Origin of the sequence: Alteromonas sp. D210916BOD_24, from assembly GCF_047159385.1 — a bacterium.
Lineage (GTDB): Bacteria > Pseudomonadota > Gammaproteobacteria > Enterobacterales > Alteromonadaceae > Alteromonas.
In genome coordinates, this window is the sequence record NZ_AP038333.1 from 452,518 (window position 1) to 475,366 (window position 22,849).

Annotated in this window: 21 protein-coding genes; 12 read left to right on the plus strand and 9 right to left on the minus strand. The window is 46.1% G+C overall.

Annotated elements, in window-relative coordinates; translation table 11 throughout:
• Window positions 1-73: 73 nt before the first annotated feature.
• The 7 genes from ACMCM8_RS01965 to lptD all read right to left on the minus strand — a co-directional run bounded on the left by ACMCM8_RS01965 (window position 74) and on the right by lptD (window position 9,019).
• Window positions 74-2,098 (minus strand): HAMP domain-containing methyl-accepting chemotaxis protein, encoded by a 2,025-nt coding sequence (locus tag ACMCM8_RS01965; RefSeq protein ID WP_412724924.1) that lies wholly within the window; start codon window positions 2,096-2,098, stop codon window positions 74-76.
• A gap of 280 nt (window positions 2,099-2,378) precedes the next feature.
• Window positions 2,379-3,206, minus strand: a complete 828-nt coding sequence (locus tag ACMCM8_RS01970; protein WP_412724926.1) for a symmetrical bis(5'-nucleosyl)-tetraphosphatase — start codon at window positions 3,204-3,206, stop codon at window positions 2,379-2,381.
• A gap of 9 nt (window positions 3,207-3,215) precedes the next feature.
• Window positions 3,216-3,590, minus strand: coding sequence for a Co2+/Mg2+ efflux protein ApaG (gene apaG, locus ACMCM8_RS01975; RefSeq protein WP_412724928.1), 375 nt, complete (start codon window positions 3,588-3,590; stop codon window positions 3,216-3,218).
• A gap of 7 nt (window positions 3,591-3,597) precedes the next feature.
• The gene (gene rsmA / locus ACMCM8_RS01980) at window positions 3,598-4,425 is read right to left on the minus strand and encodes a 16S rRNA (adenine(1518)-N(6)/adenine(1519)-N(6))-dimethyltransferase RsmA (RefSeq protein ID WP_412724930.1); all 828 of its coding nucleotides are present in this window, start codon (window positions 4,423-4,425) and stop codon (window positions 3,598-3,600) included.
• On the minus strand, window positions 4,422-5,408 hold the full coding sequence (pdxA, locus tag ACMCM8_RS01985) for a 4-hydroxythreonine-4-phosphate dehydrogenase PdxA (protein ID WP_412724932.1): 987 nt from the start codon (window positions 5,406-5,408) through the stop codon (window positions 4,422-4,424). Before pdxA ends, rsmA begins: the two co-directional genes overlap by 4 nt.
• 14 nt (window positions 5,409-5,422) lie before the next feature.
• Complete coding sequence (surA, locus tag ACMCM8_RS01990; RefSeq protein WP_412724934.1) at window positions 5,423-6,706, minus strand: peptidylprolyl isomerase SurA; 1,284 nt, start codon at window positions 6,704-6,706, stop codon at window positions 5,423-5,425.
• Between the two features lie 60 nt (window positions 6,707-6,766).
• On the minus strand, window positions 6,767-9,019 hold the full coding sequence (gene lptD, locus ACMCM8_RS01995; RefSeq protein WP_412724936.1) for an LPS assembly protein LptD: 2,253 nt from the start codon (window positions 9,017-9,019) through the stop codon (window positions 6,767-6,769).
• A gap of 404 nt (window positions 9,020-9,423) precedes the next feature.
• Between lptD and djlA the strand changes: the two genes are divergently transcribed.
• From djlA to mazG, 11 genes are all read left to right on the plus strand, one after another.
• Window positions 9,424-10,287 carry a co-chaperone DjlA gene (gene djlA, locus ACMCM8_RS02000; RefSeq protein ID WP_412724938.1) on the plus strand — a complete coding sequence of 288 codons (864 nt, stop codon included), beginning with the start codon at window positions 9,424-9,426 and terminating at the stop codon, window positions 10,285-10,287.
• The gene (xerD, locus tag ACMCM8_RS02005) at window positions 10,288-11,214 is read left to right on the plus strand and encodes a site-specific tyrosine recombinase XerD (protein ID WP_412724940.1); all 927 of its coding nucleotides are present in this window, start codon (window positions 10,288-10,290) and stop codon (window positions 11,212-11,214) included.
• A gap of 317 nt (window positions 11,215-11,531) precedes the next feature.
• Complete coding sequence (gene dsbC, locus ACMCM8_RS02010) at window positions 11,532-12,254, plus strand: bifunctional protein-disulfide isomerase/oxidoreductase DsbC (protein WP_412724942.1); 723 nt, start codon at window positions 11,532-11,534, stop codon at window positions 12,252-12,254.
• A gap of 191 nt (window positions 12,255-12,445) precedes the next feature.
• Window positions 12,446-14,167: a single-stranded-DNA-specific exonuclease RecJ gene (gene recJ / locus ACMCM8_RS02015; RefSeq protein ID WP_412724944.1), complete on the plus strand. Its 1,722-nt coding sequence runs from the start codon at window positions 12,446-12,448 to the stop codon at window positions 14,165-14,167.
• Between the two features lie 40 nt (window positions 14,168-14,207).
• Window positions 14,208-14,492 (plus strand): hypothetical protein, encoded by a 285-nt coding sequence (locus tag ACMCM8_RS02020; RefSeq protein WP_412724946.1) that lies wholly within the window; start codon window positions 14,208-14,210, stop codon window positions 14,490-14,492.
• 42 nt (window positions 14,493-14,534) lie between these two features.
• Window positions 14,535-15,239, plus strand: coding sequence for a DNA repair protein RecO (recO, locus tag ACMCM8_RS02025; RefSeq protein WP_412724948.1), 705 nt, complete (start codon window positions 14,535-14,537; stop codon window positions 15,237-15,239).
• Between the two features lie 198 nt (window positions 15,240-15,437).
• Window positions 15,438-16,175 (plus strand): pyridoxine 5'-phosphate synthase, encoded by a 738-nt coding sequence (gene pdxJ, locus ACMCM8_RS02030; protein WP_412724950.1) that lies wholly within the window; start codon window positions 15,438-15,440, stop codon window positions 16,173-16,175.
• 25 nt (window positions 16,176-16,200) lie between these two features.
• Window positions 16,201-16,581, plus strand: coding sequence for a holo-ACP synthase (gene acpS, locus ACMCM8_RS02035; RefSeq protein WP_412724952.1), 381 nt, complete (start codon window positions 16,201-16,203; stop codon window positions 16,579-16,581).
• A gap of 118 nt (window positions 16,582-16,699) precedes the next feature.
• Window positions 16,700-18,169 (plus strand): 23S rRNA (uracil(1939)-C(5))-methyltransferase RlmD, encoded by a 1,470-nt coding sequence (rlmD, locus tag ACMCM8_RS02040; RefSeq protein WP_412724954.1) that lies wholly within the window; start codon window positions 16,700-16,702, stop codon window positions 18,167-18,169.
• A gap of 12 nt (window positions 18,170-18,181) precedes the next feature.
• Entirely contained in the window at window positions 18,182-20,362 is a 2,181-nt protein-coding gene (gene relA, locus ACMCM8_RS02045; protein WP_412724956.1) for a GTP diphosphokinase, read from the plus strand.
• A complete protein-coding gene (mazG, locus tag ACMCM8_RS02050) occupies window positions 20,340-21,209 on the plus strand; it encodes a nucleoside triphosphate pyrophosphohydrolase (RefSeq protein ID WP_412724958.1) in 870 nt (289 codons plus the stop codon). The genes relA and mazG overlap by 23 nt, the downstream gene beginning before the upstream one ends.
• A 47-nt stretch (window positions 21,210-21,256) precedes the next feature.
• Here the strand turns inward: mazG and sdhD are convergent, their stop codons facing one another.
• The gene (gene sdhD, locus ACMCM8_RS02055) at window positions 21,257-21,616 is read right to left on the minus strand and encodes a succinate dehydrogenase, hydrophobic membrane anchor protein (protein WP_412724960.1); all 360 of its coding nucleotides are present in this window, start codon (window positions 21,614-21,616) and stop codon (window positions 21,257-21,259) included.
• Window positions 21,607-21,987, minus strand: a complete 381-nt coding sequence (gene sdhC / locus ACMCM8_RS02060; RefSeq protein ID WP_412724962.1) for a succinate dehydrogenase, cytochrome b556 subunit — start codon at window positions 21,985-21,987, stop codon at window positions 21,607-21,609. Before sdhC ends, sdhD begins: the two co-directional genes overlap by 10 nt.
• 427 nt (window positions 21,988-22,414) lie before the next feature.
• Here sdhC and ACMCM8_RS02065 point away from each other — a divergent pair, with 427 nt between their 5' ends.
• The gene (locus tag ACMCM8_RS02065) at window positions 22,415-22,837 is read left to right on the plus strand and encodes a YbaN family protein (protein ID WP_412724964.1); all 423 of its coding nucleotides are present in this window, start codon (window positions 22,415-22,417) and stop codon (window positions 22,835-22,837) included.
• Window positions 22,838-22,849 lie beyond the last annotated feature (12 nt).

Genomic DNA, 22,849 nt, shown 5'->3' on the forward strand with positions numbered 1-22,849 from the left:
TTAAAGTAATGTCTTATAGACAGGCAAACAAAAAAGGCTCCTAGCGGAGCCCTTTTACTATCAGCATTGATGATTATACTTTAAATTGTCTAATCGACTGTTGCAGCTCTTCTGCCAGACGAGCCACTTCATGACTTGATTCAGACGTCTGTTGCGCACCTGCAGTCGTTTCTTCCGCGATACCCACAATAGTTTCTAGTTTTTCACTGATTTCTTGCGATACCGTGTTTTGCTCTCGCGCAGATTGCTCAATTTGTGAACTCACATCGTGAGCTCGGTGTACTGCTTCAGAGATGATATCAAGTGCTTGCGTCGCTTTTTCGGTTTGAGCTACACATGCAACCGTTTGGTCTTTACCTTGATTCATAACCGCAACGGCGCGCTCTGCACCTGCCTGCAGTACTTCAATCATGGCATTGATTTCTTGCGTTGACTCTTGAGTACGGCTGGCAAGGGTTCTAACTTCATCTGCTACTACCGCAAATCCGCGACCTTGTTCTCCGGCGCGCGCGGCTTCGATAGCGGCGTTCAAGGCCAGAAGGTTGGTCTGGTCGGCAACGCCACGAATAACATCAAGAATACCGCCAATGCTGGCACTGTCTTGATGTAGCTTGTTGATAACATCAGCGGCGTCTTGAACGTCTTTAGCCAATATCTCAATGGTGTTTTTGTTTTCCATTGAAATCTTACGCACATTCTCTGCTTCAGCATCTGCATGTCGGATTTGACTTAGCGTATCTTCGGCATTTTGAACGACCAACTGAGAGGTAGAGTGCATTTCAGTGGTGGCTGTAGCTACCTGACCAATCTGTGATTTCTGATCTTGAATCGAATGCGTAGTCTGGGAAGTCACCGCTGAGGTTTGCTCAGCTGCAGCAGCCAGTTGCTCGGCGCGTACATTAATCGCAGTGATCAACTCTTTCAAGTTGCCAATTAGCGTATTACAGTTGCGAGCTAAAAGGCCAAACTCATCTTGTGCCGAGTCATCAAGGCGATGAGTCAGGTCGCCAGAAGAGGCAACGGTGAGCAATTTATTTACTCGATAAAGTGGACGGGTAATTGCCAGCACGGTTACGTAGCCGATAAAGGCCGCTACTGCGATAGACAAAATAACAACAACAATAACAATAGTGTTACCAGTAGCAATAGTGCTATTTACCTGACTTTCGATATCACTTGCTTTTTTGTCAGCCACTTTCAACAGGTTTTCAAGCTCGATAACCCCTTGAGCGATGTTGGCATCTGACGCATTTAATGCTTTTTCTGCATCGTTTCGACGCTCTAGTCGATTAACGTGAAGTTGTACCACACCGTCGCTTGCCTTAATGGCATTAACGGCTTCGTTTACTAAGCTGTTAATGTCGTCCAGCGTACCTGATGTGTCGCGTCCACCTGCGGTTTCTACCATTTCGCTCAGTTGCGTAACGACTTTTTCAACCACTAGGTCAACTTCGTTTCCTAGGGTTTGCGAGCGCAACAAAGTTTCAGTTTTGACATACTCATTAGAGACAGTCAGTAATGACAACAACGACGTTTCTAGCTGACTACCTATAGCAGCCGCTTTGCGCAGATTGGCATTATTTTGAACAGCATCTAAGTCTGAAAAATCCAGAAGGTATGTTGAGGCGTCATCTGCGTTATCTTCAGCATCGCCCAGACGACTATGGATAGTGTTTTGCAAGCTAAGGTATTTTTCGTGATTCTGGTACATTACTTCGACATTAGCAGTGTAAGCTTCAAATGATTCAAGTACTGAATTCAATGTGCTTTTGAGTTCAGCCTGATCACTAACCGCTAGTGCGAGTTTCTTATACTCGCTTTCGAAATTTTCTTTGGCTTGATTGAACGAGGTGCGCTTCTTCTCAAGCTGACTTACTTCTTCCCCGATGTAACTTTCAAAAGTCAGCCTACCCATATTGAGAAAACTGGCCTTCAAAGCATTACTTCCGGCGACAGTGGGTAGTGCAACGTTGTTGACTTCTTCAGTTGCAGAGCCTATTGAGTTGAGGTTGTACAGTGAAACGACACTAATGACGATCAGAAGTGCGCTGATCGCGACAAATCCCCCGATTACGCGTGTAGCTACGGTTATTTTCATCGGAACTCCTGGATGAGTGCATTTTTATTTTTTTTCATGAACGATATTACCTGTCTACTCAAGCAAAATATACCCATAATCACACTGATTATAGTTCGATTTTGCCGCGACGTTAGCAAAATGCAATCGTTATACCTGAGATAATTGTATCGGCTACAATCACTTAATGTTTATCAAATTTGTGTAAGAACCCAAAAAATCCTCACTGGTAATACCACTGCTGCCTTAAATTACCATCGGCGTTGACCGTTTCAAATGGTAACGCGGCGAAATAGCGTGGTTATGCGTTTACACTTATCACTTGTTGTGTCGTAAGGTTGAGCAGAGTCATCGACTGTCCCCACACGTACCCAGTATCGAGCCCGACAAATTGAGATTTATTCGTCTGGCCTGACAGGGCTGCCCAATGACCGAACACAACGGTGTCCTTTTCCTTAAGCTGTTTATTAGTGTAGTCAAACCAGGGAATTAATGTACTATTTGTACTAAGTGACACCGCATCAGGGTGTGCCTTGCTTTCAAACTCTAGTCGCGCATCGGGTTTTAAAAACCGCATTCTGGTACACGCATTAACGATGAAGCGATGTCTATCAGTGCCCGTTAAGTCCGCTGACCATTTATCCGGTGTGTTGCCATACATGGTCGATAAAAATGACGCATAGTGTTCGCTGCTTAGAATTTGACTGACTTCTTCGCTTAAATCAATACTTTGCTGTACCGACCATAGGGGATACAAACCGGCGTGGATCATCACCGTGTTGGGCGCAATTTTTCTGGCCAATGGAAATTGCCTAAGCCAGTCGATAAGTTCAGCTAAATCTGGTGCGTTCAACAGTGGTGCGAGCTTATCGGATTTTTTGGCTTTTCGAATTCCATTGGCGACCGCTAACAAGTGTAGGTCGTGGTTGCCCAATACACTGGCGAAGCCAGAACCCAAGGACTTCAAATAACGCAGAGTTTTAAGGGAATCTTCACCTCTCGCAACCAAGTCGCCAACAGCAAAGAGTTGGTCCTTTTTGGGGTCAAAGCACGCTTTCTCAAGCACGCGCTGTAAGCCATTGTAGCAGCCCTGAATATCGCCTATAACAAAAGCATTACCTTGCGACATGAGAAAGCCCTAGTGGAGAATACTTGAAATAGCGAGGCGAAATACTGGAATTGGTACGCGAAATCGCTCTCCGCCTTCCCGTTCCATTTCATAGTAGCCTTCCATATTCCCCACAGGGGTATCAATGACTGCGCCACTGGTGTATTCAAAACTTTCGTTGGCTTTCAGAATGGGTTGTTTACCCACCACTCCTGCTCCTTCCACTTCAGAGACTTTGCCATTTGCATCGGTAATGCGCCAAAAGCGATTAATCAGCTGAACCGTTTCAGCACTCTTGTTTTCAATACTAATATGGTAAGCGAACGCAAATTGCTTGGAATCCGACGGTAAATGATCTGGCAGATGCCGAGTTTTTACACGCACTTGAATATCGGGTTCTTGCATAGATAGTTTATTGCTCTTGTTCACTTTCTTTTGCCGACACAGCGTTGGCAAGGGTAGCGAAATCGCTTAACGACAGAACCTCTGCACGACATGTGGGATCAATGCCTAGCTCAGTAATTTCCTCTTCATTTAGACTCTCTTTCAATGAGTTTCTGATGGTTTTTCTACGCTGATTGAACGCTTGTGCACACACTCTTTCTAGTGTGTTTACTGACTCAACCGACACTGGAGGCGTGTTGTGAGGAACGAGCTTGACTACTGCTGAATCCACTTTAGGGGCTGGTTTAAATGCACCTGGTGGTACGTTTAATACAGGGATAACATGACAGTAATACTGCGCCATCACTGAAAGACGACCATAGTTTTTCGAACCCGGACCTGCTGCTAAGCGGTTTACCACTTCTTTTTGAAGCATAAAGTGCATATCTTCAATACAGTCAGCGTGATCGAACAGGTGGAACATCAGAGGAGTAGAAATGTTGTAAGGCAAATTACCAAATACCCTGAGCTTTTTATCTTTTACTGGCATCTCTTTAGACAGCGCAGTGAAGTCCATGGTCATGGCATCTTGCTCAATCACCGTTAGCTTTTCACCATGAAACGGATGATGCCTAAGGCGCTTGGCTAAATCGCGATCAAGTTCGATTACGGTTAATCTGTCGACTTCCTCACAGACAGGATCAGTTAGCGCGCCTAAGCCCGGACCTATTTCAACCAAATTCTGTTCGTTTTTAGGTGCGATTGCTGCCACAATTTTCCCTATTACATACTCGTCGTGAAGGAAATTTTGTCCGAATCGCTTTCTGGCCGTGTGGCCTAAATGTGTTTTACTCATTGTTGATGTTGTGCAAGCTCGATGGCTTTTTCCAATGCTTTTCTGAAACTACCTGCGTCAGCGTCCCCGGTGCCGGCTAAATCAAGTGCTGTGCCGTGATCCACAGAAGTACGAATGAAAGGTAAACCTAAGGTGATATTTACTGACGCACCAAAACCTTTGTATTTTAGCACAGGTAGACCCTGGTCGTGATACATCGCCAGTACCACATCAGCATCCTCTAAATATTTGGGCTGAAAGATAGTATCTGCCGGTAACGGCCCGGTAATATTTATCCCTTCTTCTCGCAGTTCGTTGAGGGCTGGTGTGATAGTGTGGATTTCTTCTGTACCTATGTGACCATCTTCGCCGGCATGTGGATTCAACCCACATACATAGATGTGAGGTTCTCGAATACCAAATTTTAACTTTAGGTCGGTATTGATAATGTGAATGACTTTATGCAGACGCTCTCTGGTAATGGCCTTTGCCACGTATTCCAGTGGAATATGGGTTGTAGCAAGCGCCACATTGAGGCCTTCCGTTGCCAACAACATCACCACATCCATGGTATTAGATTGATAGGCAAAAAATTCGGTGTGCCCGCTAAACGACACGCCGGCTTTATTGATAATTCCTTTGTGAACCGGGCCTGTGACAACCGCGTCAAAATCACCGTCCATGTTAGCTTGGCAGGCTTGGCGTAAGGTTTCTACTACGTAAAGCCCGTTCTCGCTATCCAGTGTACCGGGTACGACTTCTACCGCTTTATCTATCTGCTTAATAAACAACGAACCCGCAGTGTGTAATTGCGGGTTGTTGGCATCGTAGTCAATTAGGGTTAACGGTAACCCTAATTGACGCGCCCTGTCTTTCAGCATATCGCCATCGGCAAACACGACGAGTTGCGCTTGCCAAGGTTCTTGCGCCAGTTTCACAATAAGATCTGGTCCTATCCCGGCAGGCTCCCCCGGCGTTATTGCTAATTTAATTGGTGTGCTCATGTATAACTTAATGTTTATGAATCGACTACTTCGACATACGCCGCATCACGCATTTCACGTAGCCAATTTTCGGTTTCTTCTGCAAATTTACGGTTGAAGATTAACTGATAGGCCTTCTCTTCTTTGCGTTTATCAGTGGCATCATCGACACGACGATCGATAAGCTGAATAAGGTGCCAGCCGTGTACTGAGCGCACGGGATCGCTGAATTCACCCGGTTGTAACTTTGCTAGCGCATCTTTGAAAGCGGGAACATAGTTGTTGGGATCTGACCAACCCAATTCACCACCTCGTAGTGCAGAACCGGGATCTTCCGAGTGCTTTTTAGCCAACTCAGCAAAATCCGCCTCTTCGTTTTGCAATTCTTTTTTGAAGCGCACTAACATGGCTTCGGCTTTTTCGTCACTTAAAATAATAGAAGGTTTTACCAGAATGTGACGCGAATTCACTTCTTCTACCGTAATCTTTTCGATGCCGCGGGTGTCGAGAACTTTGAGGATATGGAAACCTGCACCGCTTCGGATGGGGCCCACTAATGCATCTTTATCTTTGCTTTGAATCGCTTCGGCGAACAGGGTGGGCATGGCATTGATATTCATCCAACCCATATCACCGCCTTCCAGCGCTTCATTACCCGATGAAGATGCAATGGCAATTTTTGCAAAGTCAGAACCAGACTCAAGTAACGCAATAACTTTGTCGGCGCGTTCTCTTGCCGCTTGAATATCTTCATCAGTAGGCTCGGCAGGGAAACCAATCAGAATATGGCCTAGGCGATACTCTGCCTGTTCAGCACCTTGTTGCTCCATCAGGTCGATCAAGGTGTCGATTTCCTGCGGTGTAATATAAACACGACGGCGTACATTCGCGCGGCGTACTTCACCCATAATAATTTCTTCGCGAATATCTTCGCGGTAGTCTTCGTAAGCAATGCCCTCTGCCGCCAGCTGTGCGCGCAATTGTTCCATTGAGGCATTCTGGTTGGCAGCAATGTTACTGATGGTTTGCTCTAATTGAGGGTCGCTGATACGAATACCCATTCGCTCAGCCATCTGCAGTTGAAGATTTTTGGTAATAAGGCGCTCGATGGCCTGGGTGCGAAGGGCGCGGTCAGAGGGCAGTTGCTGATTATTCGCTTCTGCGTTTCGCTTTACTTCTTGTACAAGGGCATCGATTTCGCTTTCCAGTACTACCCCTTGATCTACAATGACAGCAACGCGGTCAAGCAATACTTCTTGCGCAACACTGTTAAATGAGAGTAGGGCACCTAACATCAATGCACGGATAATGAACTTCATACACACTCTTTTATTATTGGTTAATTGCACTTTGACATGCAGGGCATGCCCAACTGCGGGTTAATTTAAACTATAAGGCTGACGATAGCCAAACATACCATCTTTTAGCATGCTCCTGCGCGTGCCAGATGAGCCAATTCCCTTAAAGATAAACTGTAACGATACCCCTGAATCAAAATCATCAGTAGATTGTTCGCCACTTGCATTATATCGGTTGTTAAGGCTGCGTTGTGCGACCAAGCGAACTGCCCAGCAGCAAGATTCATATTGAATGCCCGCATAGGTTTCTACGCTGCGGTTGCGTTCGATGTCCCGGTACGTCCGTCCTACCCATTGCCAGTTCTCTGTAATCGGCCAACTCGCTGATACACCAATCTGGTCGATAGTTTCGCCACTTAAGTCTCGAACATAGCGATGACTAAGTTGAATAAAGCGAACATCATCTTGGCGATATTCAATGCCGATACTACTCAAGTCGACTTTGTCAGTATCGGTGGTGACTTGAACATCCGTATGAAACGACCAATTGCGATTGAAACGCCAGTCAACTTCGGCCGCTAGTGCTGAGCGGTCCTGATTTTTCGTAGCCGCGATGACTTTGTTGTCTTCAAGGTAGAATATCTGACCCACACTAAGAACAAATTGTTCCCTATTGTTTTTATCGAGTACTCGTGTGGTTGCACCAAGCGTAATTTGGTTGTTATCGCTAATGCGATCAAGGCCAGTGAATTCCTGTCCTCGAAACAAGCCTTCTACGTCCGTTAACAGTGGTGTAGAGTCATAAAAGCCGATGGAAGTTTGATCTTCATAAGAGGTATACAGGTATTGTACCTTAGGTTCTAACGTCATCGACGTGTCATCACTAAACCACGATGAATCTCTCTCAAAATAAAGCGCGCCGTAAAGACGTGCCTGACCTAGTGTGCGCTCTACATCTTCCTTTAGTTGCGTGCCTTCAATATTGTCTTGGCGATATACAGTTTGAAACAACGTCGTCTCTGCAATTAATTCACCCCAAGCAGAGCGCAACGGCATAGCCAGAGTTGGGGCTATGTGAAAGCGCGTGGCGGTCGGTGCCGTTTCCAACGTGTTGTCGAAATGCGCTAGTTCAGAATCAATATTGAACTCAAAGTAATCCCCTAGGGGCTTAGTGTAACTGATTTTAATCTCAGGAACCGCGCGGTAACTATCGGCAGTATTACCCAGTACCTCAAAATCCTTCACCTGCATATTGACTGATAAATTTTCGGAGTAATAGCTCATGCTGATACTGCGATATAAGTGCGTATCAGCTCGGCTGTAATAATCAGAACCCAGATCGAGTAAATAGTTATTGTCACTTAGACCGTTAAAGTCAACATTCAGCAACCAGTTGTCTCCAATCAGACCCTGGTGTTCTAATCGATAGAAATAGCGATCTGGATTGCCAGCAATGTCAGAATCACTGGGCAAGTATTCTACATACGCTTTGCCTTGGCTGCGCTCGGTCAAATAGCGAAATTCAGTATTTAATTGCGCCCCTCGCAGTGTCATGACCCGTGGAGAAATAGTCATGTCGTAATTTGGCGCTATATTCCAGTAAAAGGGCTGAGTGTAATCTACACCGGTGCGGCTTGAACTAGTGAGTTCGGGAAAAAGCAACCCGGTTTGTCGCTGATTGCTAATCGGAAAAGCAAAATAAGGCAAATAGAAAACAGGTACGTCAGCGATATAAAAGCGCGTGTGTTTTGCCTGACCCCAAACAGTGCCCTTCTCCAGACTGATTTCACTGGCGCGGATTTGCCAATCCTCTTCGCCTTCTGGGCAAGTCGTAAAACTGACGTCTTTAAGTATAATTCCAGTATCGGTATCCAGCAGAATGTCTTTTGCTGCACCTTGGCCTACAAAACCAGTGAGTTGATAACGTGTGTTGACCATTTCTAATCGTTCTTCTTCAGAACGCAATGCGACGGAATCACTTTTTACTTTGAGTTGTGCATCCTGATAGGTGACGTCACCTTTTGCAATGAGGTCACGGCCATTGCCATTGACCTGCGCCTGCGAGGCGCTGATCACTGCTGTATCTGAGGTAATATCAACGTCACCAGAAAATAGCGCTACTTTGTCCTGGATAATTTCGGTGCGAATGGCCTGCACTTTAATATGCCCCTTTGGCATAAGAGCGGCACTATTGAACGTAACAGGCTCAACAGAACAAAACGCAAGCGGCGTCGTACTCGAGTCCGTTTGAGAAGAAGGAGTTAGTGTTTCCTGTGCAAACGCGACGATAGGCAAAAGGGTCGCGGAAACAACCATGGCGCAGGTTTTTTTCATGCGTAAATGGGAGGCCTATTTGTTGAAAATTGCTTTATAACCCAGTTAAGACGACAGTCGCCTCGATTAGTTCGGTTTACGTTACTTTATGTCCAGCAGCACTATCCGTACTACTTTTCTGTAAAACGCCTAATTCTAAGCACTTCTGACGCAATAACCAACCATTGATGTAAAAAAATGCATATTATCTGCATTCAATCACTGAATAAATGAATAATGGCCAAAATCAAGATGCTATAACGCTGCATCACATACCTGCTTTCTTCTGTGGTACGCTTTGATGATATAGTGTTGGCAAGTTTTAAGTGAGATGCGTTTTCATCTTTTAAAAACAGTGGATTAGGCTGTCGTTTTTAATAAGGTTTTGACTCTTGCTGGTGTAGCAGGAAACGGAGAATAGATTAATGGCAATATGGGGTAAGGTGCTTGGCGCCTTGTTTGGTTTTATGTTCTTAAAAATTCCCGGTGCTATTTTAGGGCTTATCGTGGGGCATTTTTTTGATAAAGCCTATAGTCAGGATTTTAATCAGTTAGGTGGTTTTGGGCGTTTCTTTACTGACCAGAACAGTTTGAAGCAGCAAGCTATATTTTTTCATAGTTTATTTAGTGCACTTGGTCATCTTGCCAAATCTGATGGCAGCGTAACGGATAAGGAAATTCAAATAGCGACTGCGCTTATGGACGAGATGCACCTGACGGGTGACGCGCGTCGCGAAGCACAAGACGCGTTTCGTGAGGGTAAGGCACGGGATTTTCCCCTCAATGATACTCTTAAAGGATTTTATGAAGCGAGTCACGGACGCCGGGATATTCTACAGGTATTTTTGGAAATCTTAATTCAGGCAGCCTTTGCAGACGGTCAGTTATCGCAAGAAGAATATAACGTGCTAGAGAAAGTCGCTAAACCGCTTGGCTTCAGACGCCGTGATCTCGACTTTCTTATTTCCATGTACGAAGCAGAAATTCGCTTTCGTCAAAGAGGCGGGCAGCGAGGCCAGTCGACGGGAGGATATCGTCAGGGTGGACAAGGCCAACAGGCGGCCTACTCTGAGCAGCAAAGTCTTGATGATGCATACCGTATTTTGGGAGTGAGCGCCGCTGATGATGAAAAAGTTATCAAACGCGCTTATCGCAAACGCATGTCAGAGCATCACCCCGACAAACTCGTTTCAAAGGGGTTGCCAGAACAAGCCATGGAAATTGCCAAAAAGAAAGCCCAGGATATTCAATCGGCCTACGAGCTTATCAAGCAGAAGCGTGGCTTTTAGATGAAAAAAAGTGAGCGCGAACTAACCTATGTGCCTGCAGCTAGCCAGGCCCATATTGATGGGTTTATCGATATGATCTGGCTTGAAAAGGGGTTGTCTGAGCATACCCAGCAGAGTTATCGCACTGACTTAAGTCAACTTGCTGTTTTTGCCAACAACCTTGATGTTAAGGATATTTCCGTACTGTCTACCGAGCAATTGCAGGACTATTTGGCATACCGCCACAATAAGGGCTTATCTACTCGCAGTACACAGCGAGCTTTGAGCGCAATCAGAGCGTTCTTTGTTTATTTGATTGCAAAACAAGTAAGAGTGGACAGTCCGGTGTCCGCACTGGCAAATCCTAAAACACCCAAGGCATTACCAGCCTCGTTAAGTGAACGTCAGGTTGAAGACTTGTTAGATGTACCAGACACGGAAGATCCGGTAGAGTGTCGCGATAAAAGTATGTTGGAAGTCCTGTATGCAACGGGTCTGCGAGTGAGTGAGTTGATCGGGCTGAGAATGGATCAAATAAGCCTTCAGCAAGGGGTTGTTCGAGTCGTGGGCAAGGGGAATAAAGAGCGTTTAGTGCCGTTGGGGGAAGATGCCATTGAGTGGTTACTCACATACATTAAAACCGCTCGCCCTGTGTTTGCCAGTAAACCCTCTGACTTTGTTTTTTTAAGCAAACGGGGACAGAAAATGACGCGGCAGACCTTTTGGCATCGCATCAAATATTACGCGGTAAAGGCTGGTATTGAACAACATTTGTCTCCGCACACATTGCGCCATGCATTTGCTACTCATTTACTCAATCACGGGGCCGATCTTAGGGTGGTGCAGATGCTACTAGGTCACAGTGATCTGTCTACTACCCAGATCTATACTCACGTTGCCACAGAGCGTCTACAAACCCTTATCCATAGTCACCATCCGCGGGGGTAAGTTTTTCCTATTGGTACTCGCTGCACTACGAGCTTTAGAGGGTTTTAGACGGTAAACGAGCAAAATCACAATTCGGACAAGGTACAAGTTACAGAGTATTCGATTGTGAAGGTGATGTGGTAACATAGCGCAATAAGCACATTTAATTTAGTTTCGACTCATTAAAACGAAATTTTTAATCATAATTGCGGTCTTATTAACGATATCTTCAGATAGCGTCCTGCGCAAAGCGCTTCAACGGATAAGCATAAAGGAAAAGTTGAACGAGATAAGGCATTGAGAAATTACGAGCCATTGAAAGCTCAACGGAGAATGTAGTGAAAGTAGTAAAGAAGTTTTTGTTTATTAGTACGCTTGCGGTAAGCAGCTTGTTGAGTATCACTGCACTAGCTGCAGATGAAGCGGCAATTAGAGAAAAATTAACCGATATGTTAGGGCTTGAAGTGGACACGTTTGCTGACTCCCCTGTACCAGGGCTGGTACAAGTGTCGACCAATCGCGGGTTGTTCTACATTAGTGATAACGGAGAATTTCTGCTTCAGGCGCGAGTGTTTAATATTGACGAAAACATGCGTAATGAAACGGAAGTTGCACTGTCTTCTCTGCGCCTTGCAGGGGTGAAAGAATTGGCCTCTTCTGCCATCACCTTTAAGGCAAAAGAAGAAAAGCATGTAATCGATATATTTACCGACATCACATGTGGATATTGCCGCAAACTTCACAATGAAATTGGTGAACTCAACGATAATGGTATAACTGTGCGTTATCTTGCTTTTCCCCGTGCGGGACTAAACAGCGAAACCTATCAGGATATGGTTTCTGTTTGGTGTGCAGCGAATCCGCAAAAAGCACTTACCGATGCTAAAGCAGGAGAAGAAGTGGCAAGCGCCAGCTGCAAGAATAAGGTGGCAGAACAGTATCGTTTAGGACAAAAACTGGGGGTGAACGGTACACCCAACATCATTCTTCCAGATGGGTCACTAGTACCCGGTTATCAGCCCGCAGAGTTATTGGTTCAAGCTCTGAACCAAGCTGGATAACTGAGCCAGTTTAAGCAAATGGTTCTGCATTTATAGGGGTACCAAAAACGCACGTATGTGCGTTTTTGTTTTTCTGCGGTACTATTTGGAACAATCGAAATAAGACCTCCCTGAAACAACGGTTGTGTTGTTTTAGCTGAGGTAACATAAACCTCAAAATTGCATTTATTTAAAACAGTTAGTGGTACTTCATGATTTTGCCCATCGTACGCCGACAAGTGAGCGGCGCGGCTCTTAGCTCAGAGTTTCACCCTGTCATTGACAGAATTTACCGCAGCCGTAATGTCTCCCATATTGATGATTTAGAAAACGGCCTTAAGGGTTTGTTGCATTTTAATACTTTAAAAGGCATGGAACAGGCAGCAACTATTCTGGCTAATGGTGTCCAGCAAAATAAGCGCCTGATTATTGTAGGTGATTTTGATGCCGACGGCGCGACCAGCACTGCGGTGTGTATGTTAGCGCTTCGAATGATGGGGCATGAAAACGTCGATTATCTGGTGCCCAATCGATTCGATTTTGGTTACGGCTTGAGTGTTCCCATCGTCGATGTGGCGGCGGAACAAGGTGTAGATATTATTGTTACTGTTGATAATGGCATCGCCTGTATTGACGGTGTAACTCACGCTAAAAATAAAGGCATTGAAGTCGTTGTCACTGATCACCATTTACCGGGTGACACACTGCCACCGGCAGATGCTATTGTTAATCCAAATCAACCGGGGTGTGATTTCAAATCGAAGCATTTGGCCGGTGTTGGCGTAGCATTTTATATTATGTTGGCATTAAAAGCTGAGCTGCAACGGCGCAATTATTTTGTTACGTCGGGGCTTACCGCACCTAATTTAGCATCGCTGCTAGATATCGTCGCAGTTGGAACGGTGGCCGACGTAGTGACCTTAGATAAAAATAACCGCATTCTGGTACATCAAGGCCTGCAGCGTATCCGCGCAAGTCAATGTCGACCGGGTATTAAGGCACTGGTAGAAGTGGCTAACAGAGAGTGCGCTCGCCTCACGTCGACGGATTTAGGGTTTGTCGTGGGCCCAAGACTCAATGCGGCAGGGCGACTTGATGATATGTCACAGGGAATTGCGTGTTTGCTTGAAGACGACACAATGCAAGCCAGAATGATTGCCGCTGAATTGGATGCGCTTAACAAAGAACGTCGAGAAATAGAAACGGGCATGAAAGCTCAAGCCGAGCAAGTGCTAAAACAGATGACCTTAAGTCAAGGTGAGATGCCTGATGCATTAGTGGTGTATCGCGAAGATTTTCACCAAGGCGTTATTGGCATCGTGGCAGGGCGTCTAAAAGAGCAGTATTTAAAGCCGGTGATTGCTTTTGCACATCAAGATGATGAAACAATTAAAGGGTCTGCCCGCTCTATTCCCGGTGTCCACATCCGTGATGTGTTAGATGAGGTCAACACCCGGTTTCCCAATATCATCGACAAGTTTGGCGGCCATGCTATGGCAGCGGGTCTTAGTTTGCCAGTAGCAAAGTTAGCGGCCTTTGAGCAGGCTTTCATCGAGGTTACTGGTCAGCATTTGGCTAAGCTGGATAGCAACCATGCGTTATTGTCGGATGGCGAGCTGACTGCCAGCGAATTAAATTTACCTTTTGCCCATTTACTTCGCCAAGCTGGTCCATTCGGACAGGGCTTTGATGCGCCCTTATTTGACGGTGAATTTGACCTTGTCGACCAACGTATTGTCGGTCAAAACCACCTTAAAATGGTGCTTAAAAGTGAAGGGAATAGCGAAGTAGATGCGATAGCGTTTAATGTCGATGTGAGCGCCTGGCCTAATGCTAAGGCGACACGCGTTAATATAGCGTATAGGCTTGATGTGAATGTGTTCAGAGGACATGAATCTGTGCAGTTGATCGTTGAGCAGATACAAGCAGTATGACGGTCGTCAACCAATACAAAGGTACCAAGCAGACTAAGCCATGGCAAAAAGTGAACGGGAAAAGCTGATTGAGAAGCACAGACAACTCAACCAAACCGACAATGTTAAAGTCGTTTCCCATGTACAGCGGGAAGAAAAAAACAGCGATTGGATCCGGCATACCTTAATGTTAGAAGGCGTTGATGTGCCCTTTATTTACCGTCGGAAACAGCTGTACCAAAGTTTGAAAGGGGCTCGGGTCAACGTGACTTACTATCGTCATGTTGAGGAGGTCGCGGGTATGGAATTCGAAACAATGAAAGTGGTGCGTATAAAGCGCAGTTAGTAAAAGCGAAACAGCCTACGCCACAACACATAGTGAATAAGCATGAACAATCAGTGGTTAAATGCCTATGTCCTGCATAGACGCCCCTATCGTGAAACCAGTTATATTGTCGATTTCTTCACGCTGGAAGAAGGCAGAGTCAGTGCGGTCGCAAAAGGGGTAAAGAACAGTAAGTCAGACAAAAAAAGCCTGTTACAACCCTTTCAGCCCCTTCGCGTGCAATTGAGCGGAAAATCAGACCTGAAAAGTTTGCGCCACGTAGAAAGTACTGCTCCGTCATTCATATTGACAGGCAACGCACTATTTTGCGCGATGTACGTCAATGAACTTGCCAATCGCATTATGCCAGCAGGCTTGGCCAGCGACGGTGTTTACCACGCATATCAAGACGCGCTCAATCACTTAGCCGATAGCTGTGATATGGAAATTACACTGCGTAAATTTGAATTTGCCCTGTTGGATGAAATGGGGTTACTACCCGATTTTACACTGGATGTTGAATATGAAATGCCCATTCACGAGGAAGGGATCTATCACTTTCAAGCTGATGTAGGTTTTATCAAAATGCCTGATGGTATCACAGTGAAGAATGCGTTTCCGGGAAGCGCCTTGTTATCTCTTGCGCGCAATGAATTTACGCCATTAAGTAAGAAAGTTGCCAAGGTATTGTGTAGAGACCTACTCAAGCCACTGATAGGCGATAAGCCACTAAAAAGCAGGGCGCTTTTTTTGCCCAAAGCACGTTAGTCACATCGCTGCCAACATTGAACGGTTTGAAACGCAGGTATAGATTGCACTCATATATTCCCCTAATGCAAAGGCTTTTTGTCGTCTGCAAGACAAAAAGTTTGCTACAATTGGGCCGCCTCTTTGCGAAAGAGTCGTCCTTTTTTTCAAATCCGCCAGACTTGTGTTCTGGCAGTGCCCTAACAGCTAGGTGGTAACATGAGCACGATTTTATTAGGTGTTAATATCGATCATATTGCAACGCTTCGCAACGCGCGCGGAACGCAATATCCCGATCCCGTTCACGCGGCAGATATTGCAGAGCGTGCGGGAGCAGATGGTATTACGGTACATTTACGCGAAGACCGTCGACACATTATGGATCGCGACGTGCGCCTGTTAGCGCAAACCATAAACACCCGATTGAATCTTGAAATGGCGGTTACCGAGGAAATGCTCGCCATTGCTGAGGAAGTCAAACCGGTATTTTGTTGCCTGGTGCCGGAAAAACGTGAAGAACTCACCACTGAAGGTGGCCTTGATGTGGTAGGCAATATTGACCAGATCAGTGCTGCCTGTGACAGGTTGGCAAAGGCAAATATATTGGTATCACTGTTTATTGATGCCGACAAAGCGCAAATTGACGCCGCTGCCAAGTGTAAAGCGCCTTATATAGAGATTCACACCGGCCAATATGCAGAGGCCACCAGTGAATCGGAGCAACAAGCAGAGCTGGATCGCTTAAGAAAAGGCATTGAATATGCAGACAAACTGGGGCTTAAAGTGAACGCCGGCCATGGTCTTCACTATCACAACGTGAAACCTATTGCTGCTATCCCTCAACTTATCGAGTTGAATATTGGTCATGCCATAATCGCACGAGCGGCCTTCGACGGGTTACACACGGCCGTTGCAGATATGCGTAAGCTGATGCTCGAAGCCCGCGCTGGCCTTTAATCAACCATCACTGGCGGAAAGTACTGTGGCCATTGCAGGATTGGGAACTGATATCATAGAAATTGCCCGTTTGGGCAGTGCTGACGAGGTAAACGTGCGTTTGGCTAAACGTGTACTTACGCCCGTGGAATGGCAGCAGTTTTGTGAGCACAAGGCACCGTTAAGGTATTTGGCCAAGCGCTTTGCTGCCAAAGAAGCCGCAGTGAAAGCATTGGGCACAGGCATTGGCAATGGTATCAGTTGGCAGCATATAGAAGTCAGTAACAATGCGTTAGGGGCGCCTGAGCTGCATTTTTCCGGTGAATTCGCGGCCCAATGCCATGCCAGAGGTATTACCCGAAGTGTAGTCAGTATCTCTGACGAACAGCACTATGCAGTGGCAACAGTGATTTTAGAAATCGAGTAAAGCGGCGCGTTTAACTCGGTCGACCCTTTGAAGATGAAATCTACCTGACGTAATAACCGCGTGAGCAGGATTTCACACTCAACATCTATGTTTTATACCAACGTCAATGGAGCTTCTCTTGGCAAACCTGTTTAAGCAATCTCGGGGCAAAAATAAGTCAATCCCTGCATCATCAGCCAAAAAACGCAGAACCAGTGCCAATGCGCAAGTGGCTGGACTGCGTTTTAACCGCCAGGGTGAAAATGCGTATAAAGAGGAAGCACACAAGCCGGGTACGGCAAATAATCAGGGGCAGGTTAAGCGTGTTACTGTTGATAGCCTAGACTGGATGGGACAGGGCATAGTGCGCGGGAAGCCGGTAATGTTTGTGCAAGGTGCTCTACCCGGTGAGACCTGCGATGTTGAGATTACAAGCAGTAAAAAACAGGTTGCGATGGCAAAGGTATCTAAGGTGGTGATACCTGCACCAGAAAGAAGGGAACCATTTTGTCCTGTGTATGCCCGTTGCGGCGGTTGTCAGTTGCAACACATTGCCCCCGATGATGCGCTCTCTCTTAGGGACAGCGCCTTAAAAAATATGCTAATGCATCAACTTTCTATGCGCGAAGAAGCATGGCAGCCACCTCTCGTTGGAGAACGGCCACAGTATAGAAGAAAAGCGCGCCTCGCGATTGACGCGCGCAATCCCGATAACCTCAAGTTGGGATTTCGCGAAGCAAACAGTAACAATGTGGTGAACATTGTTGCGTGCCCCATTTTGGTTGATCCACTCAAAAACGTTATCGGCCCGCTACAGCAGGCGATACAGGGCTATGACACTAGCCGACATATTGGGCATATCGCTCTGATGGCGGGGGATAATTTCGCCCAGGTAACGGTTAAACACACCAAGGCCCTTGAAGGTGAGCTCATTGACTCGCTAGCTGCCGTATCGAAAGCGCACAAGATGGCGTTGATACTTGAGAACAAAAAAGGTGAGTGGCGAGAACGCTATCATCCTTCACCTGATTCTCAAGGGATCACTATCAGCACCATTGATGGGTTTTCAATTGCTCCCGCGCCAAATGACTTTATTCAGGTTAACAAACAGGTCAATCAGAAGATGATTGCGCAGGCGCTAGACTGGCTAAGTCCTGCACGTGGTGAGCGTATAGCAGATTGGTTTAGTGGGTTAGGTAATTTTACATTGCCAATCGCCAACAGTGGAGCACAGGTTCAAGCGATTGAAGGCGCAGCGGAAATGGTGAAACGGGCACAAGCTAACGCACAGCATCAGGGCATTACCAACGTCGATTGGTTGCATTTGGATTTGTCGGATAAGGCTAATGTCGAAACGTCCCTTAGTCAAAATTTCGATAAGGTGTTGCTCGACCCCTCTCGAGAAGGTGCGTTGACAGTTTGTCATGCACTTGTAAAAGCAACGCCAAAAGCGATAGTGTATGTTTCTTGCAATCCCAGTACGTTTTCCCGAGATGCGAAAGTGTTATTAGATGGAGGTTACGAAATGGAAAAAGCCGGTGTAATAGAAATGTTTCCCTTCACGCATCACATGGAAATGATGGCTTTGTTTACGCGAACACAGCAGTAACGAGTAACGGATATGGTATCAACAAGAAAGGTACATGAAGCGGATAGACCCCCCTTTGAAGTGTGGTTAGACAGTCTCGACCTGGCTGCAGAAACTAAAGCAAAGCTCGCAGCAGTATCGTCAACACCTGAGCGACTCTTGGTGGGACAGGAGATGGTAGAAATCCTATGCCAGCTCAATATGGACGATGCCACCCTACAAGCGGCGCTCGTTTTTCCCTATTGTGAACAACATGCACTGAGTGAAGACGATATCTATGAGGAGTTCGGTGCCGAAATTCGCGATTTGGTAGTGGGTGTGCGAAGAATGGATGCCATTAAGTCACTGCATGCAAGAAAAGTGAGCGGCAGTCGACACTCAGAAAAATCTGATGAACAACATATCGACAGTATTCGCCGCATGCTGTTGGCGATGGTTGAAGACGTACGCTCGGTTGTGATCAAAATGGCCGAGCGTATTTGCGCGTTGCAACAAGTGAAAAAAGCTGACGAGGAAACCCGCGTAATGGTGGCACGTGAATGTGCCAGTATTTATGCTCCCCTAGCCAATCGTTTAGGTATCGGCCAGTTAAAGTGGGAATTGGAAGACCTCGCATTTCGTTACCTGCACCCAATTACCTACAAACAAATTGCGCAACAGCTCGACGGTAAACGCAAAGCGCGTGCTCAGTATATCGATACTATAGTGCACGATTTACAAAGCTTACTCGACAGTGAACACATTCGTGCAGAGGTGTATGGACGGCCTAAACACATCTTCAGTATTTGGAAGAAGATGCAGAAAAAGCACCTTACTTTTGAACAGCTGTTTGACATTCGGGCTGTGCGAATAATCGCTGAACGATTGCAAGATTGCTATGCCGCTTTAGGTACGGTGCACGCCAGTTATAAGCATCTCCCCAACGAATTTGATGACTATATTGCCACGCCCAAACCCAATGGTTATCAATCTATTCACACTGTTATCGTCGGGCCGGAGGGCAAGTCGGTAGAAATTCAAATTCGTACCCAGAAAATGCATCAGGACGCTGAATTAGGGGTCGCGGCTCACTGGAAATACAAAGAAGGGAGCACGGGTAAACAATCTGGTTATGACGAGCGCATTAATTGGCTGCGTCGTATTCTAGCTTGGCAGGAAGAAGTGGCTGAGTCTGGTGACTTGGTTGAAGAGCTACGCAGTCAGGTATTTGATGACAGGGTGTACGTGTTTACACCAAAAGGGGACGTGATTGACTTACCTCAGGGCGCGACGCCATTAGACTTTGCCTATTATATTCACAGTAATGTGGGCCATCGCTGTATTGGCGCTAAAGTAAACGGCCGTATCGTGCCTTTTACTTACTTATTGCAAAGTGGCGATCAAATTGAGGTGCTTACTGGTAAAGAGCCCAACCCTAGCCGAGACTGGATGCACCCAGGTCTGGGTTATGTGCATTCTTCACGGGCTCGCGCGACTATTCATTCCTATTTTAAGAAACAGGACCGAGACAAAAACCTAGCAGCAGGCAAAGAGTTATTGGAGCGAGAACTACAGCGTGCACATCTTCCGCCCAAGGTGCCCAATGAAGCCTATGAAAAGTTTAATCTGCAACATGTAGATGACTTGTACACGGCGGTAGGGGCCGGAGATGTGCGGGTTATGCAGGTCATTAACTTTATACATCACTTGCAAGAGCCACTCCCTGAGCCAGAAATCAGTCCAAAAGTGAAGACGCGTAAATCCGCGGCTGGGGCAGGCAAAAAGGACGCTGTGGTGGTGCAAGGTGTTGGACACCTGATGAGTCAACTGGCCAATTGCTGTAAACCCGTGCCGGGAGAGGCCATTTTAGGTTACATCACGCAAGGGCGCGGGGTAAGTGTGCACAAAGAAAGCTGCGATCAACTGCAGCACTTGTTGACCCAACACCCAGAGCGTCAGATAGAAGTGAATTGGTCGCAGGAGCTTAAAGTAGGCTTTGAAACGGCTATTGATATTTTCTGCCATGACAGAACCGGTTTGCTGCGTGATATTACCACCGTACTGGCGAACGAAAACGTCCCATTGCTTGGCGTAAACAGTTTGAGTGATAAGAACCGTCAAACTGCACTTATCACTATATCTATCGAAGTGCACGATTTGGAAACCGTGTCTAAAGTGTTAACGCGGTTAAGGCAGCTCAAAGGCGTCACAGATGCAAAACGAAAGCAAAACTGAATTAAGTGAAATAGCCCGTTTGTTAGGGATTATGGCTAAGCTTAGAGATCCACAGGCAGGCTGCCCGTGGGATGTCAAACAAACCATGCAAAGCTTAACCCGATACATCATAGAAGAGGCCTATGAAGTTGCAGATGCGATTGCAGGTGGTGATCTACAAGAGATAAAAGACGAATTAGGCGATTTGCTTTTTCAGGTGGTCTTTTATGCCCAGATTGCTGGCGAACAAGGTGAATTTGGGTTTGCAGACGTCGCGCAGGTTATCGGTGATAAGCTTGTTCGTCGTCATCCCCATGTCTTTGCTTCAACACCCAGTGATAAAGACCTACCTAACCCCGGGGGAACGCCACTTACTGATGAATCACTCAACGCGCAGTGGGACGCCATTAAAGCTCAGGAAAAGCGCACAAAATTGGGCCGCGAGGCGGACAGTAAGAGCATTTTGGATAATGTCCCTCAGGGATTACCGGCCCTGATGTATGCACAGAAACTGCAAAAAGCCTGTGCCAAGGTGGGGTTTGACTGGCCTGAAGTTCAGCCTGTACTTGATAAAGTACGCGAAGAAGTGGATGAAATTCAACAGGAAATAGAGTGGAGTGAAACCAGTGCAAAGCCAGACAACCAAAGTGCCATTGAAGAAGAAATAGGCGATGCCCTTTTTGCCATGGTGAATCTGGCTCGCCATTGTAATGTTGATGCCGACACCGCTTTGCGAAATGCGAGCCACAAATTTTCCCGCCGTTTTAGAGCCGTAGAAAACCTTGCGAAGAAAAACGCAACGCCACTTGATAAGTTAACGCTTAACGAAATGGAGACCCTTTGGCAGCAGGTGAAAAATAGTACCTGATCTACAGTGATGGTTAGGCATAGGGCGAAATATTAACGCCCTATGTTTTACAGCAATACCCAAAGTAGATAAAGACCGCCCGCCAGATAAATGCTTGAGAATAAGAAGCACACTGCGTAATAAATGGAACCGAACCAAGCGAAAGGTACTTTTTGAATATAATCAGTTCCGATTTGCCAGCCGGCCAAAATGGAATTAAAGCACGCAAGGATTAGCACTAGAGTAGAAAAGACTTTGAACCACAAGGCACTGTGTAATGCTATCCAGCTTTCGTAAGTCGCAGGGGCGGTACACAAAACCAGCGTCGTATAAACAACAAACCAGCTGATTATGGCGATATTACTGATGCGCTGAAAAATCCATTCACTCACGCCATTTCGTCGCATTGATGATAGCGCTATGCCCATATCCATACCCCAAATAAAACACTTAATACTACCCCTACACCAATAGCGACCCGAGCAATGCTCCGTCCACTGTCTAATTCCTCACAATAGCCAGCTTCTTGTATAAGGTGCTTTATTCCGCCAGCAATGTAGTAACCCATGGCCGTCATAAAGCCCCAGGTAAAAAATTGCACGACAAAATTCTCTGCCAGTAAGCTCTGCATCTGTTGAAAACCGTCCGCAGAAGAGAAAGAGATGTAAAGGCCAAACAGGAAAAAGGCGGCGGCGACCCAGATGATCACTGCACTTATCCGGTGAAGAATTGATGCAACACCCATTACAGGTAGTGCAATCGTACTGAGTTCTAAATTAACGGGACGTGTTTTTTTCATAAATACTGCGTTTACCCATTGGTCATAGTGTCGCAACCTACCATTTATTCTAAATTTGTCCAGAGCAAAGTGTGATAATAATTATCATTTCCTGTTGTATGTGCAGCAAAGCGATATGTGCTTAGTCGTTGAGTATGTCAGTAAAACGCAGCAAGTAGCGATTAATTCAACGTGAAAACACGGCGTTAGAACCACATACTCGTAATTATTCTATACTTTATTTAGGGCGTGTTGATTTATCGCAATGTTCATAGGAGTTGATCCTATTAGTCTTTTTCAATGAATATAATTACACTGCTTTACTCGGTGTGCATTGGCTGAAGTTCAACCAGGCAGCTCGTTTATTTCCCTGAAATTCCTAGGAATGAACAAAAAGCATTGGGCATAGGTTAACAACCCCTACGTTTTGCATTGAGGCAAAAAGAGTATGATGGGGTTTGACGCTACAACTATTACGGGCGGTAAAATGAGAAGATGGATGTATCTAATCGCTGGAGGAATACTCACTGTGCTTGGTGCTATCGGCGCTTTTTTACCGGTTATGCCGACCACCGTTTTCTTAATCGGCGCGCTGTACTGTTTTACCCGTTCGTCCCCCACGTTAGAAACCTGGCTGTTAACGCACCCTAAGTACGGCCCCACCTTAACGGCATGGCGTCACCACGGCGCTATCTCAAAGCGGGTAAAATGTCTTGCCTGTTCTAGCATGTTGTTAAGCTTTATTATTTTGTGTTTGTTCGCCTCTTTACCGCTACCCGCTTATTTCGGTACAGCCCTATTTATGGCAATAGGTGGATACTTCGTTGTCACGCGGCCCAGTGCCGAAGTACCCTCATCAAAGTCTTGGTGATACGCGACCTTG

What these genes read in the sequence shown, in the direction of transcription:
- ACMCM8_RS01970 (WP_412724926.1), bottom strand. Translation starts at nt 3,206, where the DNA reads ATGTCGCAAGGTAATGCTTTTGTTATAGGCGATATTCAGGGCTGCTAC.
- apaG (WP_412724928.1), bottom strand. Translation starts at nt 3,590, where the DNA reads ATGCAAGAACCCGATATTCAAGTGCGTGTAAAAACTCGGCATCTGCCA.
- rsmA (WP_412724930.1), bottom strand. Translation starts at nt 4,425, where the DNA reads ATGAGTAAAACACATTTAGGCCACACGGCCAGAAAGCGATTCGGACAA.
- pdxA (WP_412724932.1), bottom strand. Translation starts at nt 5,408, where the DNA reads ATGAGCACACCAATTAAATTAGCAATAACGCCGGGGGAGCCTGCCGGG.
- recJ (WP_412724944.1), top strand. Translation starts at nt 12,446, where the DNA reads ATGATTTTGCCCATCGTACGCCGACAAGTGAGCGGCGCGGCTCTTAGC.
- lptD (WP_412724936.1), bottom strand. Translation starts at nt 9,019, where the DNA reads ATGAAAAAAACCTGCGCCATGGTTGTTTCCGCGACCCTTTTGCCTATC.
- ACMCM8_RS01965 (WP_412724924.1), bottom strand. Translation starts at nt 2,098, where the DNA reads ATGAAAATAACCGTAGCTACACGCGTAATCGGGGGATTTGTCGCGATC.
- ACMCM8_RS02065 (WP_412724964.1), top strand. Translation starts at nt 22,415, where the DNA reads ATGATGGGGTTTGACGCTACAACTATTACGGGCGGTAAAATGAGAAGA.
- xerD (WP_412724940.1), top strand. Translation starts at nt 10,288, where the DNA reads ATGAAAAAAAGTGAGCGCGAACTAACCTATGTGCCTGCAGCTAGCCAG.
- relA (WP_412724956.1), top strand. Translation starts at nt 18,182, where the DNA reads ATGGTATCAACAAGAAAGGTACATGAAGCGGATAGACCCCCCTTTGAA.
- mazG (WP_412724958.1), top strand. Translation starts at nt 20,340, where the DNA reads ATGCAAAACGAAAGCAAAACTGAATTAAGTGAAATAGCCCGTTTGTTA.
- sdhC (WP_412724962.1), bottom strand. Translation starts at nt 21,987, where the DNA reads ATGAAAAAAACACGTCCCGTTAATTTAGAACTCAGTACGATTGCACTA.
- surA (WP_412724934.1), bottom strand. Translation starts at nt 6,706, where the DNA reads ATGAAGTTCATTATCCGTGCATTGATGTTAGGTGCCCTACTCTCATTT.
- ACMCM8_RS02020 (WP_412724946.1), top strand. Translation starts at nt 14,208, where the DNA reads ATGGCAAAAAGTGAACGGGAAAAGCTGATTGAGAAGCACAGACAACTC.
- recO (WP_412724948.1), top strand. Translation starts at nt 14,535, where the DNA reads ATGAACAATCAGTGGTTAAATGCCTATGTCCTGCATAGACGCCCCTAT.
- pdxJ (WP_412724950.1), top strand. Translation starts at nt 15,438, where the DNA reads ATGAGCACGATTTTATTAGGTGTTAATATCGATCATATTGCAACGCTT.
- djlA (WP_412724938.1), top strand. Translation starts at nt 9,424, where the DNA reads ATGGCAATATGGGGTAAGGTGCTTGGCGCCTTGTTTGGTTTTATGTTC.
- sdhD (WP_412724960.1), bottom strand. Translation starts at nt 21,616, where the DNA reads ATGGGCATAGCGCTATCATCAATGCGACGAAATGGCGTGAGTGAATGG.